The organism is Uliginosibacterium sp. H1 (genome assembly GCF_036017065.1).
Lineage (GTDB): Bacteria > Pseudomonadota > Gammaproteobacteria > Burkholderiales > Rhodocyclaceae > Uliginosibacterium.
In genome coordinates this window covers 1207442-1225904 of sequence record NZ_JAYXHR010000001.1, presented here as the reverse complement: position 1 = coordinate 1225904, position 18463 = coordinate 1207442, and the positions used below count along the sequence as shown (strand labels likewise).

17 protein-coding genes are annotated in these 18463 nt (G+C 65.7%); 7 read left to right on the top strand and 10 right to left on the bottom strand.

What is annotated here, in order from left to right; genetic code table 11:
* Positions 1 to 102 precede the first annotated feature (102 nt).
* Together VVD47_RS05620 and VVD47_RS05615 are read left to right on the top strand one after the other, a co-directional pair.
* Entirely contained in the window at positions 103 to 948 is an 846-nt protein-coding gene (locus VVD47_RS05620) for a DUF72 domain-containing protein (protein ID WP_327602414.1), read from the top strand.
* The gene (locus tag VVD47_RS05615; protein ID WP_443080941.1) at positions 911 to 1108 is read left to right on the top strand and encodes a hypothetical protein; all 198 of its coding nucleotides are present in this window, start codon (positions 911 to 913) and stop codon (positions 1106 to 1108) included. The genes VVD47_RS05620 and VVD47_RS05615 overlap by 38 nt, the downstream gene beginning before the upstream one ends.
* 6 nt (positions 1109 to 1114) lie before the next feature.
* On the opposite strand, the gene VVD47_RS05610 is transcribed toward VVD47_RS05615, so the two are convergent.
* Genes VVD47_RS05610 through VVD47_RS05600 form a run of 3 tightly spaced genes read right to left on the bottom strand, consistent with a single transcriptional unit; the run spans position 1115 to position 3016 of the window.
* Complete coding sequence (locus VVD47_RS05610) at positions 1115 to 1828, bottom strand: HAD family hydrolase (RefSeq protein WP_327602412.1); 714 nt, start codon at positions 1826 to 1828, stop codon at positions 1115 to 1117.
* A 33-nt stretch (positions 1829 to 1861) separates the two neighbouring features.
* Complete coding sequence (locus VVD47_RS05605) at positions 1862 to 2560, bottom strand: hypothetical protein (protein ID WP_327602411.1); 699 nt, start codon at positions 2558 to 2560, stop codon at positions 1862 to 1864.
* A gap of 9 nt (positions 2561 to 2569) precedes the next feature.
* Complete coding sequence (locus tag VVD47_RS05600; protein ID WP_327602410.1) at positions 2570 to 3016, bottom strand: host attachment protein; 447 nt, start codon at positions 3014 to 3016, stop codon at positions 2570 to 2572.
* A 323-nt stretch (positions 3017 to 3339) separates the two neighbouring features.
* Between VVD47_RS05600 and VVD47_RS05595 the strand changes: the two genes are divergently transcribed.
* From VVD47_RS05595 to VVD47_RS05585, 3 genes are all read left to right on the top strand, one after another.
* Positions 3340 to 3846 (top strand): pyridoxamine 5'-phosphate oxidase family protein, encoded by a 507-nt coding sequence (locus VVD47_RS05595; protein ID WP_327602409.1) that lies wholly within the window; start codon positions 3340 to 3342, stop codon positions 3844 to 3846.
* Between the two features lie 101 nt (positions 3847 to 3947).
* Complete coding sequence (locus VVD47_RS05590) at positions 3948 to 4118, top strand: hypothetical protein (RefSeq protein ID WP_327602408.1); 171 nt, start codon at positions 3948 to 3950, stop codon at positions 4116 to 4118.
* 22 nt (positions 4119 to 4140) lie between these two features.
* Positions 4141 to 5079 carry a YihY/virulence factor BrkB family protein gene (locus VVD47_RS05585; protein ID WP_327602407.1) on the top strand — a complete coding sequence of 313 codons (939 nt, stop codon included), beginning with the start codon at positions 4141 to 4143 and terminating at the stop codon, positions 5077 to 5079.
* A 519-nt stretch (positions 5080 to 5598) separates the two neighbouring features.
* On the opposite strand, the gene VVD47_RS05580 is transcribed toward VVD47_RS05585, so the two are convergent.
* From VVD47_RS05580 to VVD47_RS05560, 5 genes are all read right to left on the bottom strand, one after another.
* Positions 5599 to 6180, bottom strand: coding sequence for a hypothetical protein (locus VVD47_RS05580; protein WP_327602406.1), 582 nt, complete (start codon positions 6178 to 6180; stop codon positions 5599 to 5601).
* Between the two features lie 171 nt (positions 6181 to 6351).
* Entirely contained in the window at positions 6352 to 7779 is a 1428-nt protein-coding gene (locus VVD47_RS05575; RefSeq protein WP_327602405.1) for a pectate lyase family protein, read from the bottom strand.
* Positions 7780 to 7894: 115 nt separating this feature from the next.
* On the bottom strand, positions 7895 to 9313 hold the full coding sequence (locus VVD47_RS05570) for a pectate lyase family protein (RefSeq protein WP_327602404.1): 1419 nt from the start codon (positions 9311 to 9313) through the stop codon (positions 7895 to 7897).
* Positions 9314 to 9416: 103 nt separating this feature from the next.
* Complete coding sequence (locus VVD47_RS05565; protein ID WP_327602403.1) at positions 9417 to 11075, bottom strand: pectate lyase family protein; 1659 nt, start codon at positions 11073 to 11075, stop codon at positions 9417 to 9419.
* Between the two features lie 218 nt (positions 11076 to 11293).
* Positions 11294 to 12715 (bottom strand): pectate lyase family protein, encoded by a 1422-nt coding sequence (locus VVD47_RS05560; RefSeq protein WP_327602402.1) that lies wholly within the window; start codon positions 12713 to 12715, stop codon positions 11294 to 11296.
* A gap of 312 nt (positions 12716 to 13027) precedes the next feature.
* On the opposite strand from VVD47_RS05560, the gene VVD47_RS05555 reads away from it, so the two are divergent.
* Positions 13028 to 15022 (top strand): ATP-dependent DNA helicase, encoded by a 1995-nt coding sequence (locus VVD47_RS05555; RefSeq protein ID WP_327602401.1) that lies wholly within the window; start codon positions 13028 to 13030, stop codon positions 15020 to 15022.
* A gap of 126 nt (positions 15023 to 15148) precedes the next feature.
* Here VVD47_RS05555 and VVD47_RS05550 read toward each other — a convergent pair whose 3' ends face one another.
* Positions 15149 to 15724, bottom strand: a complete 576-nt coding sequence (locus VVD47_RS05550) for a response regulator (protein ID WP_327602400.1) — start codon at positions 15722 to 15724, stop codon at positions 15149 to 15151.
* A 350-nt stretch (positions 15725 to 16074) separates the two neighbouring features.
* On the opposite strand from VVD47_RS05550, the gene VVD47_RS05545 reads away from it, so the two are divergent.
* Positions 16075 to 16548 carry a Fur family transcriptional regulator gene (locus tag VVD47_RS05545; RefSeq protein WP_327602399.1) on the top strand — a complete coding sequence of 158 codons (474 nt, stop codon included), beginning with the start codon at positions 16075 to 16077 and terminating at the stop codon, positions 16546 to 16548.
* 15 nt (positions 16549 to 16563) lie between these two features.
* Here the strand turns inward: VVD47_RS05545 and VVD47_RS05540 are convergent, their stop codons facing one another.
* Positions 16564 to 18192 carry a tetratricopeptide repeat protein gene (locus VVD47_RS05540; protein ID WP_327602398.1) on the bottom strand — a complete coding sequence of 543 codons (1629 nt, stop codon included), beginning with the start codon at positions 18190 to 18192 and terminating at the stop codon, positions 16564 to 16566.
* Between the last annotated feature and the right edge of the window lie 271 nt (positions 18193 to 18463).

Below are 18463 nucleotides of genomic sequence, written 5' to 3'. Positions count from 1 at the left end.
GCACCACGCCCGCGCCATCGAGCCACCCCGAACCAAGCAGCCGCCGTCGCGTCGAACCGGGCAACAGGGTCGACGCGGTCGACGACGAGAGAGGCGGTTGCGATGAGCCAGGCAGACGACAAGTCGCGGGACAGCATGCGGCGCGCGGTGCGCGTCGGCATTTCCGGCTGGAAGTACGAGCCCTGGCGCAACGGCTTCTATCCCGATGCGCTGACGCAGAAGGACGAACTGGCCTACGCGTCGCGCGCGCTGCCCACCATCGAGATCAACAGCACTTTCTACGGCGCGAAGAAGCCGGAGAACTTTGCCACCTGGTATGCGCAGACGCCGGAGGATTTCGTCTTCAGCGTGAAGGCGCCGCAGCGCGTCACGCACCAGAGCCGGCTGCAGGACATCGAGGCGCCCATCGCACGCTTCCTGGCCTCCGGCATCTTCGAACTGAAGGAGAAACTGGGGCCGGTGCTCTGGCAGTTCCCGCCCTGGTTCCGTTTCGACGCGGAGCGTTTCGAGGCCTTCCTGGCCTGCCTGCCGCATGACGCGGAGGCTGCCTCCGCCTTCGTAGAGAAGCACCTGTCTGCGCGCTCCACAGCCGGCGTGATGAACGGCGGCCAGGACGACGGCGAGGACGACGCCAAGCGCGTGCTGCGTCATGCGGTGGAGATCCGCCACGACAGCTTCGTCGATGCGGACTTCGTGAAGATGCTGCGCAGGCATGGCGTCGCGCTGGTCGTGGCCGACAGCGGTGGTCGCTGGCCGGAGTACGGCGACGTCTGCACGGACTTCATGTACCTGCGCCTGCCACGGCGACAGCGAGCTGTACAACAGCAACTACATGGACAAGGTCCTCGACACCTGGGCGGTGCGCATCCTGAGCTGGTACGACGGCGAGCAGCCTGCCGACATGCCGGTGATGACGGACACGAGCCCGCGCCACCGCGCGCACCGTGACGTGTTCTGCTACTTCGACAACACGGAGAAGGAGCAGGCGCCGCACAACGCCATGCAGATGCTGGAGAAACTGGGCATCCCGCGGCATAACACGTACGAGAACACGCAGCCTGCGAAACCGGCGCGCAAGGCGCGGGCGTCGCGGGCAAAGACCGAGTGAAGCCGCTCAGGCTTCGATCAGCGGGTCATGCACCACCGGGTTGGGTGACACGTCGGCGAGATCGTTGGCGAGCAGGCGCTCGATCAACTCGGTGACACCGGCCCCGCGCGCGTTCTGCGTAATCAGGTCGACGTTGGCCTTCAGCGAGGGCAGGGCATTGGACACGGCGACCGACAGGCCGCAGCGCCGTACAAAGGCGTGGTCGTTCTCGGCATCGCCCACCCCGACGACGTTCTCGGGCGAGACGTCCATCTCCTGCAGCACCGCGGCCAGGCCGGTGGCCTTGGTCACGTTGGCGGGCAGGGCCATCACGGCGCCCTTGTTGAAGATCACGTGCCACTCCATGCCGAGGTCGCGGATCGCGGCCAGCACCGCGTGCTCGTTCGGCTCGAAGGTGGCGACGATGCAGTGCCCGACCGACACGCCGATGTTCTGCTGCGACAGCAGATCCAGGAAAGCCTGGGGCGGGGCGGCGGCAAGGCCGCGGGTGGACTGCGTGGAGGGGGTGTAAACCACCGCGCCGTTCTCCGCGACGATATGGTCGAAGAGTTCGAAGTGGTTGAAGATCAGGGCCAGGTCGCGCAGCTCGCGGCCGGTCACCATGACCAGCCTGCGGCCGGATGCGCGCAGGCGGCGCAGTGCGTCCAGGGTGGTGTCGTCGACCGCGCCGTCCTTGGCCAGCGTGCCGTCGTAGTCGGTGGCAAGTACCGTGTACTTCATTGCTTTCCTCCGTGTGGCGGAAGTCCGTGCGCGTCAGAGCACGGACCACATGCGTGTCGTGTCGCCCTCGTGATGCTTGACGCCGTCCTCCCACAGTCGCACGCCGCCGAGGAAGGCATCTTCGTTGCCACCACGGTGGGCGCCCTCGGGCAGTGGATCGACCAGTTCGGCGTTACCGCCGCCGAGCAGCACGTAGTCGGCGCACAAGGCGTTGCGCAGGCGCACGGCGGCTTCGGTCAGCGTCTCCATCCAGGCTTCGTGCCCGTAGCGTTCGCGGCCCTCGCGGCCCAGCCGTTCCCACAGCATCTCCTCGCGGTCGTAGGGCAGGCCGCCGAGTTCCAGCGGCACCACGAACGAGCTGGTGACCAGCGCCGAGCCCAGCCCGGTGCCCAGGCCCAGGAACAGCATGCGGTTGCCGGCGTAGCCACCGAGGGCCTGCAGGATGGCGTCGTTCACCATCAGCATCGGGCGCTGCAGGGCGGCCTCGAAATCGAAGCCGACCCAGCCGTCCCCGAGATTGCCCGGCTCCTCGGTCGGGCCGGTTGGACCGACCCGACCGGGGTAGCCGATGGACACCACGTCATAAGACCAGCCGCTGGTGTGCGCCTGTACCTGCCGGATGAATTCGTCCGGCCTCATTTCGGGGCCGGAATCGAAACGACTCACGTCGTGGGTGCTGGACTGGAACAGCTTGACCGAGCTACCGCCGATGTCTATGACGAGAACGTCCATGTCGGGCGATCAGTGGCGCGTCGCGTGGCGACGCAGGTAGTCCTGGATGTCGCGCTCGTCGAACCAGGAAATGTCCTTCGCGATTTCCTCCTCGACCAGGCCGGCAGCCTTCTTGCCGAGGTTCTGGCGGATCAGCCCCAGGAGCTTCGGCGGAGCGAGTACCCACAGGCGTTCGTAGCGGCGCTCCTGTGCGGCCTTGTCGAGGTAGTCGCCGACGATCTTGCTGAACACGTCCATCTCGTGCTGGGCGGCGTCGACGGCGGGCTGCGACACGTGTGACTGGCCGTCGCGGCCGCCGAAGCGCCCGTCGGCGTCGGTATTGATCTCGCGGATGTGGGCGCGCCCCTGCTTGTGCTCGAACTCCTTCACCGTGTGCACCGCGCTGATCTTGCGGTCCTCCAGTTCGAAGATGCGGGCGCGGCTTGCGTCGGCTGCAATGACCCAGGTGGTATGCATGGTGTCTCCTTTCACTGAGGTTCCTCCCTCATGTGGGACTGCGCGGCCGGCGTCCGGTTCGTCATCAGGGCCGTCGTCGGATTCGACGCCGCCCGGGTGTCGTCGCGGAACGCCGCGGGGCCGCGCAGCGCGTCGAAACGTCGCTGCAAACATTGCTGCAACTATGCGCGCCGCGTGCAGCGCGGACTGTGGGAATCTGCTGACAGTTGCGTGCGCGCTTGTCGCACAGGGGGAGGCGAAATGTCCTACCGGGTCGTCGGCGAGCGGAGCGCAGCATGTCTCCACAGCAATCCTCATCGAAGTGGTGCCGCAAGGAGGCGATCATGGAAGACCATCAAACGCACGAAGAACAGCTCAATACGCTGGTGGAGAAAATGCGTGAACACGAGTTCTGCATGCTCACCACGGTGGACGACGAACGTGGCCAACTGCGCAGCCGACCGATGCGCGTCCAGGAGGTGGAGGACGATGGCACGCTGTGGTTCATGACCTCCGACGACTCGGCGAAGACCCAGGAGATCAACCACGAGCACCATGTGAACATCAGCTTCATCAACGGTGCCGACAAGAGCTTCATCTCGCTGTCCGGCATCGCCGCTCTGCAGCAGGACCATGCGCGTGTCGAACGCTACTGGCGTGATACCGACGATGCATGGTTCCCGAAGGGACAGAACGACCCGCACGTGGTGCTGATCCGCGTGGAACTGAGTGACGCCGAGTACTGGGAGGGACCGTCGCGGGTGGTGCAGCTGTACGCCGCCGCGCGTGCCATCACCTCGGGCAAGCCGGCCTCCGGCCTGGGCGAACACGTCCGCGTCAGCAACCACTGAGCGTGACTGCAGGGATGGCGTCGCTGCGGCAACGCCATCCCGCGCATAACGCCACATCACCTCACCCGCAATTCATTCAATAAGTTGATCTGGAGTCGATCATGTCCTTCGGCATCTATCTCGTAGGCGTCGTGATCTTCATCGGCGGCGTGGCCTGGGGCCTGTCCGTCGCAGGCGTGCCCGGCCTGTACGTGGGCATCGCCGCGCTGATCATGCTGGGCCTGGGCATCCTCACCGGCGTCACCCGCACGCGCGGCCGCGACCATTCCTGAGCGCCGCACGGGAACGACGCCCATGCAACTGAGCCTGTCGCGTCCGTCACACGGCCATCGGGTGGCGCGCAGTGTCGTGTCACGCCTGAGCATCTTCGGCGAGCTCGTCGTCGCGGCGGTGACCAAGTGGTCCGACGACCGCGCGCCCAGCATGGGTGCAGCGCTGGCCTACTACACCGCCTTCTCCATCGCACCGCTGCTGCTGATCGTCACCACGATCGCCGGATTGGTGTTCGGCCGCGATGCGGCCGAGGGCGCCATCGCCGGGCAGATCAGCGGGCTGGTGGGCGCGCACGCCGCCGAGGCGATCCAGGCCATGCTGCAGAACGCCGACCGCCAGGACGGCGGCCTCGTCGGCACCCTGATCGGCTTCGGCATGCTGCTGGTGGGGGCCACCACCGTGTTCGTGGAATTGCAGAACGACCTGGACCGCATCTGGAAGGCGCCGGAGCGCACAGGAAGCGGCGTCATGAACTTCCTGGTGGGACGCCTGCTGACCTTCAGCATGGTGCTGGGCATCGGCTTCCTGATGATCATCTCGCTGGTGGTGACCAGTGCCGTCGCGGCATTGGGGCAGGTGTGGAGCGAGGCCTTCGTCGGCATGGAGATCGCGTTGCAGGTGCTGAACTTCGCCGTCTCCTTCATCGTGACCGCGGTGCTGTTCGCGATGATCTACAAGATCCTGCCCAACGTGCGGATCGCCTGGCGTGACGTGACCGTCGGCGCCGCCATCAATGCGCTGCTGTTCTCGCTGGGCAAGTTCCTCATCGGCCTGTACATCGGCAAGAGCGCCGTGTCGTCCTCCTACGGCGCGGCCGGTGCGTTCGCAGTGCTGTTGATCTGGGTGTATTACTCGACGCAGATCTTCCTGCTGGGCGCAGAGTTCACCTACGTCTACGCCCACCGCGAAGGCTCCCATTCGGACAAGCCGGCCGCGCTGCTCACGGCACCGCCGCCCTGATTCCGGCACCTGCGACGTCAGCGCTGTGGCGTGATCTGCCGACGTCAATCCCGGTCGACGTAATACTTGACGTCGTCCTTCCAGCTTCCCCCATGTCATCCAGCAGATTTGACGCGCAGCCCCGCTATGACCGCTGGCCCAAGAGGCATGCATTGATCGCCAACGTGCCGTCCGGGCCAGCCTCTCCGTTCGGGTGGAGTGTGACGCAAGCGCAGCGCAGGCAATGGCAGACCGCGAGGCGATGAAGGTCGTCGCGGAGGTAGCGGCCGATGGTGCCCGGCCCAGCCACTACCCGTACGCTTCGAGGGTGGTAGTACGCCCACAGCGCGGCGTAGCGGCGGCAAAATGCTGCAGTTGCAGTCGGTGAGTTGGCGTGGCCGGCCGCGTGCCGTGAGAGTCACGGCGCCGCGGTGGCAGGACGCCGGTGGCAGCGCACTATCGGCATGGCATGTGGGAGTGCATGGCGCATGCTGATCGGCGCCGCCAGCGTGTGAGGGGCCGAAGCCCCGTGCCCGTCAGTCAGGGGGCGGTGCGCGCCGGCACCTTGTCGCTGAGGACAGGCGGCCGCACCGGATCGAAATCCGACCAGGTGCCGTCACGCCAGACGCCCTGGGCTTCCTCGACATCGACGCCGCCCGCGCGGCTGAGGACCTTGGCGGCCTCGTCGTCGCTCTGCTCGTCCACCCGCACCGCCACCAGCACGCCTGAATGACGCACACCGAGGCTGCGCCCCGGCGCGGCCGGGCGACGTGCGTCGCCGGTGCCATTCATGGCGCCCATCAGCGAACCGACGTAGGCCCCAATCGCGCCCGTAACGGCGGCACCGGCAGCGGGGACCTCGGTGGTGACCGCCAGCGCGGCACCCACGGCGCTGCCGACGCAGGCGCCGATCGCGGCCCCGGCCATCGCCGTGCGCGACGCGCCCTTCGCACCGCGGTCGGCGAACTCGTCGCCGCCCATGGCGCGGGCGTGATTCTGGCCGGGAGGATTGACGAAGAACGTGGACACGTCCTGACTGGAAAAGCCGGCACGGATCGCCTCACGGGTAGCGCTGTGCGCCTGGTCGAAAGTTGCGAATCGCGCTGCGATGATGTGGGACATGGAAGCCTCCGTTGAAGAACCTTCTGCCTTGAGCATAGGGAGGCCGCCAGGGCATGTCTGTAGGACGTGGCCGTCAGTGCTGACGGAACGGACCTGGTCCACGAGTGGCACCTGGAATGAAAAAACCCTCCCGGCGAGGGGAGGGCTTTTCCGTGGATGCGTGGAGAACGCTCAGGGCACGATCCGGCCGGCGCCTGCCCCCTGTCCGACGATGGTAGGAATGTTGATGGCCGGGTCCAGCGTGTAGTCGTAGTAGCTGCGCGGGTTGAACGCGCTACCGGTCTGCTGGATCGGATCATCCACTTCCACCGCGTAGTTGGTCGCGTCCCAGGTGAACACGCTGCCGCCGAAACCCTTGCCGACCACGTTCACGTAGTCGATGTAGTTGCCGTCGGCGTGGATGTCGCACTCGTCGCCCAGGCCCACGATGTAGCTCTGCACCTGGTTGGCGTAGTTGTTGTACACGTGCGCCTGGCCGAAGCGCACCCGCGGGTGGCGCGAGATGCTGCGCTCCAGCCAGTTGTGGTGGTAGGTGACGTGCAGCTTGCCGCGGTCCTGCGCGGCGTTGTCGTCGGAGTGGCCGAGCAGCATGCTCTTGTCGGTGCCGACGAAGCGGTTCCACGAGATGGTCACCCAGTCCGAGCCGCGCTTCACGTCCGCCGCACCGTCCGTGCCCTGCAGGAAGGTGTTGTGATCGATCCACACGTGATGCGAGTAGCAGGACACCTGCACGCCGTCGTCCGCGTAGTTGTCGAAGGTCAGGTTGCGGATGATGACGTTCGACACGTGGGCGAAGTTGGCGGCCTTGTCGGGGGTGCATTCCGTGTTGCCGTTGGCGGCGCGCACCGCCGGGGTCCAGCCGCTCACGTCCAGCCCGAAGCCCACCAGCCTGGCGGCACTGCCGACGCCGAGCACGGATTTGTTGGAGCCGACGTTCAGCATCTTCACGCCACCTTCCGCGTTGATGGTGCCGGACACGTAGACGATGCGCGGGCTGCTGTCGGCGATGGCGTCGCGCAGCGCGGCGAAGGTGGTGACGGTCACGGTCGGCCCGCCTGCGCCGCCGTTGGTGCCGTTACGGCCATCGCGGTTGAGTGAGGCGAAGCCGTTCACACCCGGCGCGTTGCCGCTGCTGGAGCCGTTGCCCGAGGAGCTGGAGGAACTCGACGAACCCGTGCCGGACGACGAGCTGGAACTGGAGCTCGACGAACTGGAGCTGGAGGAGCCGGTACCGGAGGACGAACTCGAGCTGCTGGAGGAGCTGGAGGAGGAGCTCGAAGAAGAACTCGAGGACGAGCTGCTGGACGATGAACTGCTGGAGCTGCTCGACGAGGAACTGGGCGAGCCGGGCACCGAGCATTCATTGGTGCCGCCACCGATACGCCCGCCGAAAGTGGCCTGGTTGCAGACGAAGCTGCCGGTGAGCTGCTTGTAGAAGAACTGGTCGGCGCGACCAAAGGCGACATTGGTCGTCGCGGCCACGTTGCAGGTCTTGTTCTCGGTGCAGATGGTGACGTAGCCCGCGGGCCGGTTGGCGGCCAGGGCTGCGCCGCCCAGCGTGGCGCCCATCAGCGCCACGGCAAGGAATCTTGCGTGCATGGAAATCTCCTGAGAAGTGAGGTGCGACGGGCGAGGCACCCGTCGATGCCCCACCCCCGCTATGGACGTCAGTGAGACGTCAGTGAGTCTTCAGTGGTCTTTCAGCGTCCGGGCATCAGGGAACGATCTTGCCCACGCCCGCACCCTGCGGAACGATCACCGGCAGGTTGGCGGCCGGGTCCAGCGTGTAGCTGTAGTAGCTGGACGGGTTGAACGCCGGCGCCAGGTTGACCGCTGCCTTGTCGGTCTCGATGACGATGTTGCTCGGCGCCCAGGTGAACTTGTCGCCACCGAAGTCGTCGGTCACGTTGTCGGCGAACTGCAGGTAGTTGCCATCCGCATACACGTCGCAACCTTCGCCGAGCCCGATCATGTAGCTGCTGATCTGGTTGCCGTAGTTGTTGTAGACGTGGGCCTGGCCGAAGCGCACGCGCGGGTTGCGCTGCGTGCTGCGGTCCAGGAAGTTGTGGTGGTAGGTGACGTGCAGCTTGCCGGTGTCCTGCGCGGCGTTGTTGTCGTCATGACCCAGCAGCATCGTCTTGTCGGTGCCCTTGAAGTGGTTCCAGGAAACGGTCACCCAGTCCGAGCCGCGCTTGATGTCCAGCGCGCCGTCGTAACCCTTGGTGAAGGTGTTGTGGTCCACCCACACGTGGCGCGAGTAGCAGGATACCTGCACGCTGTCGTCCGTCGGCGTCTCGAACGAGATGTTGCGGATGACGACGTTGGTGACGTGCGTGAAGTTGCCAGCCTTGTCCGGCGTGCACTCGGTGCCGCCGTTGGCAGCGCGCACCGCGGGCGTCCAGCCGCTGACGTCGAGGCCGAAGTTCACGATGCGGGCGGTGGCACCGACGCCGAGGATGGACTTGTTGGAACCCACGTTCAGCATCTTCACGCCGCCTTCCGCGGTAATCGTGCCGGACACGTAGACGATGCGTGGCGTGTTGTCGGCAATCGCGTCGCGCAGGGCCGCGAAGCTGGTGACCGTCACGGTCTGGCCGCCGGTGCCACCGGTCGTGCCGTTGCGGCCGTCGCGGTTCAGCGTGGCAAAGCCGACCAGGCTGTTGTCGACCACACCTCCCGAGGAGGAACTGGACGAACCGGTCCCCGAGGACGAACTGGAGCTGGAGCTCGACGAGCTGGAAGAGCCCGTCCCCGACGAACTGGAGCTGCTCGAACTGCTGGACGAACTGGAACTCGACGAGGAGCTGGAAGAGCTCGAGGAACTGGACGAAGAACTGGACGAGGAGCTGCTGGAGCTGCTCGACGACGTGCCGGGCGAGCCCGGTACCGAGCATTCGTTCACGCCGCCACCGATGCGACCGCCGAAGGTCGCATCGTTGCAGGTGAAGCTGCCGGTGAGCTGCTTGAAGAAGAACTGGTTGGCGCGGCCGAAGGCGACGTTGGTCGTCGTGGCCACGTTGCAGGTCTTGTTCTCGCTGCAGATGGTGACGTAGCCGGCCGGGCGGTTTGCTGCCTGGACCGAGACGGCCAGTGTCAGCAGGGCGATGCCGATCGTGAAACTGACGAAGTTCATGATGCCTCCTTGTGTGGGAGGGCGGGCAGCCCGGAATGGCTACCCGCCGTCATGCAAACGTGGTGGAGGGCCAGCGGACCGTGGGGTCTGCCGGCCCTGTCTGTCAGGGCGAGATCTTGCCGGCGCCCGCACCTTGCGAAACGATCACCGGAATGTTGGCGGCGGGGTCCTTCTGGTAGGTGTAGTAGCTGGCCGGGTTGAAGCCCTTGCCGTTCGCCACCGCCTGGTCGCTGGGGCCGACGTTGACGACGATGTTGTCCGCCGCCCAGGTCAGGTCGCTGCCACCGTATTCGTCCGTCACCGCGTCGGCGCCATCCACGTAGTTGCCATCGGCATGGATCGAGCTGCCGACGCCCTTGCCGATCATGTAGTCACCGGTGTTCAGCACGTAGTTGTTGTACACGTGTGCCTGGCCGAAGCGCACGCGCGGGTTGCGCTGGTCGGTGGTGTTCATGAAGTTGTGGTGATAGGTGACATGCAGCTTGCCGGTGTCCTGCGCGCCGTTGCTGTCGTCGTGGCCCAGCAGCATGGTCTTCACCGTGTTGTCGAAACGGTTCCACGAAATGGTCACCCAGTCCGAACCGCGCTTGACGTCCACCGAGCCGTCGCTGCCCTTGGTGAAGGTGTTGTGATCCACCCACACATGGCGCGAGTAGCACGACACCTGCACGCCATCGTCCGTCGGCGCCTGGAAGGTCAGGTTGCGGATGATCACGTTGGTGACGTGGGTGAACCTGCTCGCCTTGTCCGGCGTGCACTCGGTGCCGCCGTTGGCTGCACGCACCGCAGGCGTCCAGCCGCTGACGTCCAGACCGAAGCCCACGAGCTTCGCAGTGCTGCCGACACCGAGGATGGACTTGTGCGAGCCGACGTTGATCATCTTCACGCCGCCTTCGGCGTTAATCGTGCCGGACACGCGGATGACACGCGGCGTGTTGTCGGCAATGGCATCACGCAGGGCTGCGAAGGTGGTGACGAGGACTTCCTGCCCGCCTGCGCCGCCGAAGGTTCCGGTACGGCCATCTGCGGCCACCGAGGCGAAGCCGCCGGTGCCGCCGCTGGAGCTGGACGAGCTGCCGTCAACCGTGAAGCAGCGCGCGACGCTGGCGTGGCTGCTGCTATCGAAGAGCCGGAAGTTCGTGCCGTCGCACATCACGCCATTGATGAACTCCACGGGCTCGCTCGCGAATGTCATGTTGACGTAACCACCGTTGCTGCTGTGGTTGTAGCGGATCACACCGCCGGCGACGACTTGTCGTGCCCCGGAGAATCCACAGAACTCGCCTTTCTTCGCGCACTCGGTCAGGCCGGGCCGCGGCGGGCCGATGTACTCATTGAGCGGTCCGCCCGAAGAGCTGCTGGTAGAGGTACTCGAACTGCCGGTGCTCGAGGAGGAGCTCGACGAGCTGGAAGAACTGGACGAAGTGCTGGAGCTCGACGAAGAGCTCGATGACGAACTGGATGAGCTGGAGCTGCTGCTCGACGACGAGCCGCCGCCGGAGCTGCCCGGCACCGAACACTCGTTCGTGCCACCCCCGACGCGGCCACCGAAGGTTGCCTGGTTGCAGGTGAAGCTGCCGGTGAGCTGCTTGTAGAAGAACTGGTCGGCGCGGCCGAAGGCGACGTTGGTCGTCGTGGCGACGTTGCAGGTCTTGTTCTCGGTACAGATGGTGACGTAGCCGGCGGGGCGATTGGCTGCCGCGGCGCTGCCGATGGTGGCAAGCAACAGGGTTGCTGCAACGGATAGCTGCATGTGACGCATGGATCACACTCCTTGGAGGTGATGCACGCAGGCGCGCGACGGCGCTGCCGCGTGCAACGGTGTTGATACGTAGAGACGAGAAGCCGAAGACACGAAGCGGGGCCGCCGCATGGCGGCCCCGGTGCTACGGAATGCAGGATGAACGCGACATCAGGCCGCCCCTCGAAAGCGGGGCGGCAGGCAAGGCCCGGCCTTGCGGCCGGGCGGCTCACGCTTCGTCAGTCGACGATGATCCTGCCGGCGCCCGCACCCTGTTGAAGGATGGTCGGGATGTTCGCTGCAGGATCCAGCGTGTAGTTGTAGTAGCTGCGCGGATTGAAGGCATTGCCGGTGACGAACTCCACGCCGTCGCCGAAGACGATGAGGTTGCTCGCGTCCCAGGTCAGCTTGGCGTTGGGGCCGGCGTCTCCCATGTCCTGCGTGGTCTCGCCGCCGCAGTTCACGTAGTTGCCGTCGGCATAGATGTTGGCCGCCATGCCCACACCGATCATGTAGTTGTTGCTCGACGTCGGGTTGTCGCACCAGTTGTTGAAGAAGTGGGCCTGGGCGAAGCGGACGCGCGGGATGCGCTGGCGCGAGCCGCTGAACCAGTTGTGGTGGTAGCTCACGCGCAGCTTGCCGGTGTCCTGTTGCTGGGCATCGTTGTCGTGCGACAGCAGCATGGTCTTGTCGGTGTCGATGAACTTGTTCCAGGACACCGTGATCCAGTCCGAACCACGCTTGATGTCCACCGTGCCGTCGCCCGGCTTGTGGAAGGTGTTGTGGTCGATCCAGATGTGATGCGACCAGCACTGCACGTTGATGCTGTCGTCACCGGCGTTCACGATGGTCAGGTTGCGCACGATGACGTTCTTCGTGTACTCGAACCTGTTCTCGTAGGCCACTTCGCACTGCTGGTCCTTGAACTGCGCGACCTGCTCGGCACGCCAGCCGCTGATGTTGAGGCCGAAGCCGCTCAGCGTGGCATTGGCGCCCAGACCGACGATGGTCTTGTTGGAGCCCACCGCGATCATCTCGGCGCTGCCGCCGTTGGTGATCGTGCCGGACACCTTGACGATGCGCGGCTGGTGGTCGGTCACTGCGGCCACGAAGTCGGTGAAGTTGGTGACGATGACCGTGGGACCGCCGACGCCGCCGGTAGTGGTGTTGACGCCGTAGCCGGGCACCGAGCCGAAGCCCACCAGGCCCGGCGGGGTGATGCCGCCGCTGGAGGATGTGGACGAGGAGGAGGAAGAGGAGGACGACGACGAGCTGCTGCCCGTGCCGGAACTCGACGAGCTGCTTGAACTGGAGCTGGACGAGCTCGACGAGGAGGAAGACGAACTGGAGCTCGATGAAGAACTGGACGAGCTGCTGGAACTGCTCGACGAGGAGCTGTTCGGCGTGCCCGGCACCGAGCACTCATTGGTGCCACCACCGATGCGACCACCGAAGGTTGCCTGGTTGCAGACGAAGCTGCCGGTGAGTTGCTTGAAGAAGAACTGGTCCGCACGGCCGAAGGCGACGTTGGTCGTCGTGGCCACGTTGCAGGTCTTGTTTTCGGTACAGATGGTGACGTAACCGGCTGGGCGGTTGGCCGCGTGGACGGTCGAGGCGAACCCCGCCGCCAGCGCGACGAGCGCCAGGTGCTTTGCTTGCATGAAATGTCTCCGAAGTTTTTATAAATTTGGCCTTTTTGCCGGCCTGGACTAAGTGCCTGATATTTTTGTCGTTTGCCCGACAAATACAGGAACTTGTCAGGCTTTAAGGTGGATGACGGAAGCGACAGCGTCAAGCTGCGGATGCGAAAACCAGGCGTGACGCCCGATGGCGACAGGAGGCCGGTGCAGCGCGGCGGCAGGGGGCGGCCGCAAGCGGCGTCTGCAGGGAAATATATTTTTTTCGGAGCGCGCTCAACGCTGTGTCCTGCAAGGCGTGACCCGCCCGGCGCTCCCCGCTAACATCGCCCCCCTATGTCTGTGTCCGCTGCTCCCGACGTATCCCGCTACTTCGCCGACGATGGCCCGCTCGCGCGGGTGATTCCCGGCTTCCGCGCCCGGCCCCAGCAACTGGAGATGGCCAACGCGATTGCCGGGGCGATCCAGGGCAACCGCGTGCTGGTGGCGGAGGCCGGCACCGGCACCGGCAAGACCTTCGCCTACCTGGTGCCGGCGCTGGTGTCCGGCGGCAAGGTCATCATCTCCACCGGCACCAAGACCCTGCAGGACCAGCTGTTCCACCGCGACCTGCCGGAAGTGCGCAAGGCGCTGAAGGTGCCGGTGACCACCGCGCTGCTGAAGGGCCGCGCCAATTACGCCTGCCACTACCATGCGCAGCGCGCGGTGTCGGAAGGCCGCTTCATCACCCGCGAGGACGCCGGGTACATCCGCCAGGTCATCAAGTGGATGGAGACCAGCAGCACCGGCGACAAGGCGGAGTGCACCGGCGTGCCGGAAGACGCCACGGTGTGGCTGTCCGCCACCTCCACGCGCGAGAACTGCCTGGGGCAGGATTGCCCGAACGCCAAGGAATGCTTCGTGATGGGCGCACGCCGCGCCGCGCAGGAAGCCGACGTGGTGGTGGTGAACCATCACCTGTTCTTTGCCGACGTCATGCTGCGCGACACCGGCATGGCCGAATTGCTGCCGGCCTGCAACACGGTGATCTTCGACGAGGCCCACCAGTTGCCGGAGACCGCCAGCCTGTTTTTCGGCGAGAGTGCGTCCACCGCGCAACTGCTGGAGTTGGCGCGCGACACGCGGCACGAGGGCCTGGCGCATGCGCGCGACTTCACGCCGCTGCAGGACGCCACGCGTGCGCTGGAAAAGGCCGCGAGGGACCTGCGCCTGGCCATCCCCGGCGAGAACGCGCGCCTGGGCTGGGACCAGCTCGAACCCAACAAGGATTTCCACGCTGCGCTGGACGAACTGGAGGAACAGCTCGCGCATTTCGTGACCCTGACCGAGAGCCAGGCCGAGCGCGACGAAGCGCTGCAACGCTGCTGGCAACGCGCCACCGAGATGCACGAGCGCGTCACCCGCTGGCGCCGCGTCGATGAGCCGGATGTCATCCGCTGGGTGGAAGTGTTCAGCCAGTCGGCGTCCCTCAACCTCACGCCGTTGAAGGTGGGCGACATCTTCCGCAAGCAGGTGGAGGGCAACGCCAAGGCCTGGGTGTTTACTTCCGCGACGCTGGCGGTCGGCAAGGACTTCGGCCACTACAACCGCGACCTCGGCCTCGCCTGGCTGGAGCCGCCGCCGCAGACGGAGGTGTGGGGCAGCCCCTTCGACTACGGTGCGCAGGGCCTGCTGTACGCGCCCAGCGACATGCCGGACCCGAACAGCATGGACTACGCCGATGCGGTGGTGGAGAAGGCCTTCCCGCTGATCCGCGCGGCGCGGGGCCGCACCTTCGTGCTGTGCACCTCGCTGCGCGCGATGCAGCGCATCCACGAAGGCATCGACCGCAAGCTGTTCCGCGAGGGACTGGACTTCCCGCTGCTGTTGCAGGGGCAGGGCTCGCGCAGCGAACTGCTGGCGCGCTTCCGTGACCTCGGCAACGCCGTGCTGGTGGCCAGCCAGAGCTTCTGGGAGGGCGTGGACGTGCCGGGCGATGCGCTGTCGGTGGTGGTCATCGACAAGCTGCCGTTCTCGCCACCGGACGATCCGGTGCTGAAGGCGCGCGTGGCCTGGATGGAGAAGCAGGGGCGCAACCCCTTCATGGAATACCAGTTGCCGCGCGCAGTCATCAACATGAAGCAGGGCGCGGGACGGCTCATCCGCACCGAGCGCGACCGCGGCGTGCTGATGGTGTGCGACCCGCGCATGATCACCAAGCCCTACGGCAAGATGGTGTGGCGCAGCCTGCCGCCCATGAGCCGGTCGCGCGTGGAAGAGGAGGTCGTGACCTTCCTGGAAAAGCTGCCGCCGCCGAAGGACCCCGGCGGGCTGTCGTTCTCCGGCGTGTGATACGCCGGCGGGACAAGGCGACCAAGGCCACCAGCCACGCAGCGACCAGGGTGGCAAAGAAGAACGGCCCGCATTGCGGGCCGTTTCCATTCGTGTCGCTGTTGCCTGTGCTTCCGCACGCTTGGCTCAGCTCAGTTTGTCCGGATCGTTGCCGAGCAGCACCTGCTCCATGATGCCGATGAGCATGCCGCGGGTCTGCAGGCTCTTCTGGATATAGCCGTCGATCTCGTAGTTCTCGCGCACCCGTTGCTCGCTGAAGCGGCCGGGCTGGCCCGTGCGCAGGACGATCTTGAGGTCGCGCCGGCGGGCTTCGTCGCGCAGGTTACGCACCAGGTTGAGGCCGGCGGTCTGGGTCTCCATCACCACGTCGAGCAACAACATGTGCAGCTTGTCGCGGCCACGGATCATCTCCAGCGCTTCGCTCGCGCTGTAGGCGTGGAGCAATTCGACCGGCCGGCCGCCGATGCGGGCGGTGCGCAGCGACAGTGAAGTCACCTCGTGCACGCTCGGATCGTCATCGACCACCAGTACGACCCAGGGCTGTACCGCCGCGAGCGCTTCGTCGTCGGCGGGCTCCTCGTCTTCGGCGAAGATCAGGTCGCTGTCGCCACTGCTGACGAACAGGCCGTGATCGGACAGACGCAGGGGCACCACCAGGGTTTCCACCCCGGCCTGATCCAGCGGATCCCATTCCTTGAACATGACTGCCTCCTTCTTGCTCTCTCTATTGGTTTCGTGCCGTTTCCGATGCGCGGAAATGGCCTGCCATTTCTTCGTTATGGCTGATTGCATTTCAGGTTTTGTGGCCGTGCGTGTCGATCAGTACTTACCGCCATGAAATGCAAAAATTATCACTAAAGTCTAAAAGGCCTATGACCAAGGTGCGAGGGCGAAGAGGTGTGAAGTCGATATAAATCAATAGTTTGATGCGTATCGGAATGCAGGTCCGTCAGCCGGAACGAGAGCCGGACCGTGGCCGACCCGTCGCCGGCCCGCCGAATTGCACCTGCAACTGGATTGCGGGTAAGCGGAGCTTGTGCTTGAATCGCTGCATGCCTGTCTATCGCTCCCTCAGTACCCCCGCGCCCACGGCGCCCCAGATGCCGCTGGAAGACGTCTCGGCACGCATCCGCGCCCAGGGCGCCCGCGCGACGCCCGCGCGCATCGCCGTGCTGCGCATGCTGCAGACGGCCAGCCGTGCGCTCAGCCATGCTGACGTGGAGCATGCGCTGGCGGACAGCGGTTTCGATCGCGTCACCCTTTACCGCGTGCTCGACTGGCTGGTGGAGTCGGGGCTGGCGCACCGCGTGGCCGACAGCGACCGGGTGTTCCGCTTCAGCCTGGCGGCGTCGCGATCGCCGGAGCACGCAAGACATGCGCATTTCCGCTGTGACGATTGCGGCCGGGTGTTCTGTCTGGAAGACGTGCGGGTGTCGACGCCGGTGTTGCCGGCCGGTTTTACCTCGAAGGCAGTGCAGGTGTCGGTGAGTGGCGCCTGCGCGGAGTGCAACGCCCGGCCGTCCTGAGGCAGGGGCGGTGGCTCAGTAGGAGTCGCCGCGCACGTTGTACTTTTTCTTCAGCGCGTGGAAGTAATTGACCATCGCGGCCAGCCGCTGGTTGCCGGGGTCCTGCTTGCGCACGCGCTCGATGTAGTCGCGCGCATTGGCCGCGAACTTCGGGTTCCAGCCCTGGTGCTCGATGTGCTTGAGCAGCGCCAGCGCGGCGTTGAAGAGCACGTGCGTGTTGCCCGGCAGCTTCTGCACCGCCTGCATCATTGCCCGCACCGAGCCGTCGAAGTCCCCGCTCTGCGCCAGGCGGGCGCCTTCGCTCATGATGTCGCGGACTTCCGTGCGTACGCGGGTGGCGAGGTCTTCGCCGAGGTCGGCACGCCCCAGTTCGGTCAGCATGCGCTTGATCTGCTCCACCGCGTCGTCGTCGGCCGCGTTGCGCATCACGTCCATGATGATCTCGGCGGCCTTGTCGTCCTGCTTGTTCTCCAGGCAGATGCGGGCGAGGTTCTTCTTCAGGTCCAGCGAGGCACCCAGGTGGGGGTCGTTGTAGGCCAGTGCTTCGTCGATGGCGGCGCTGGCCTTCACGGTGTCGCCCGCCTGAGTGGCGACCATGGCGGTGGAAACCGCCTTGCATAGCGCCGTCTTGGGCAGGCCGCCCATGCTGCGGTCCAGGTCGCGCAGGGTGTTGTTGGCGGCGTCGATGTCGCCCTTGCCCAGTTGTGCCTTGACCAGCAGGACGTGGTCCTCCGGGTCGCGGAAGTCCGAGTACTTGCCCTTGCGGACGACTTCGCTCATGTGCTTCTCGGCAGTCTCCATGTCACCGAGCTCGGCTGCCACCTGCCCGAGGCGGCGCAGGCGGTTGGTGACATGGGGCGAGACGCGCACGGCGGACTCCAGGGCTTCCTTCGCCTCGGCGAGCTTGCCCACCGACTCGCGTGCGCGCGCCAGCCAGTCGTAGGCGTCCATGAAGTTCTCGTTCTCGGCGATCAGCGCGGTGAGCTGGGCCTCGGCTTCGTCGAACTGCTTGAGCATGAACAGCGTTTTCGCCAGCCCCAGCTTGGCCCAGGGCACGGCCTTCATGTCCATGACCTGCTGGTAGATGCGCTGCGACTCTTCCGCCAGCCCCGCGGCCAGCAGCAGCTCCGCACGCAGGCGCAGGAAGTCGATGAGGTATTCGGGGTGCTTCTGCTCGCCTTCTTTGGTGGCCTCGATGGCATCCAGCGTGTTGCCGGCCTCGATGAGCGTGTAGGTGGGCAGCAGGGCATCACGCTTGGCCAGTGCCTTCAGCAGGCGCTCCAGCAGTTTGTCGGAGGAGAAGGGCTTGAGGATGTAGTCGTTCGGCGCCAGCTCGGCGGTGCTCACCACCTTGTCGTACAGGCTCTCGCCGGTGAGCATGATGTAGAGCGTGGCCAGCGGGATGAGGTGGTTGCTGCGCAGGTCTTCCAGCAGGTGCTGGCCGTCCTGGCCTTCGCCCAGGTGGTACTCGCAGAGAATGACGTCGAAATTGTGCTCACGCAGCTTTCGGATGGCGACGCCGGCGGTGACGGCCATCGTCACCTTGGTGATCCCGCAGATCGACAGCATGTTGCGCACCTGCGTGCGCATGCCGGAATGGGCTTCGATGATCAGGACGGACAGGTCGGCAAGAGAGCGGTTCATGGCGCGACGGTATCCTGGGCGGGACGGAAGAGGCGGGCAGCCCGGGCGGTCTTGCTGAACCTTGCAGCGGTGCGAAGCATGTTGGCGCGTGTCGTCGTTATCGTGGGACCGCGGCCCGATCGGGCGCGTCCCGTGTGGGCGCGTTACATGGCAAGGAACGGCAGGACAGGGGCGTTTCTTGAGCGGGAGTATCCTCTTTCGCAGGCGCCGGGGCGCGTCTTTTGAGGCCCTGCCGTGCTGCTTCGGCGCCTTGCCACATGACGTAACAATC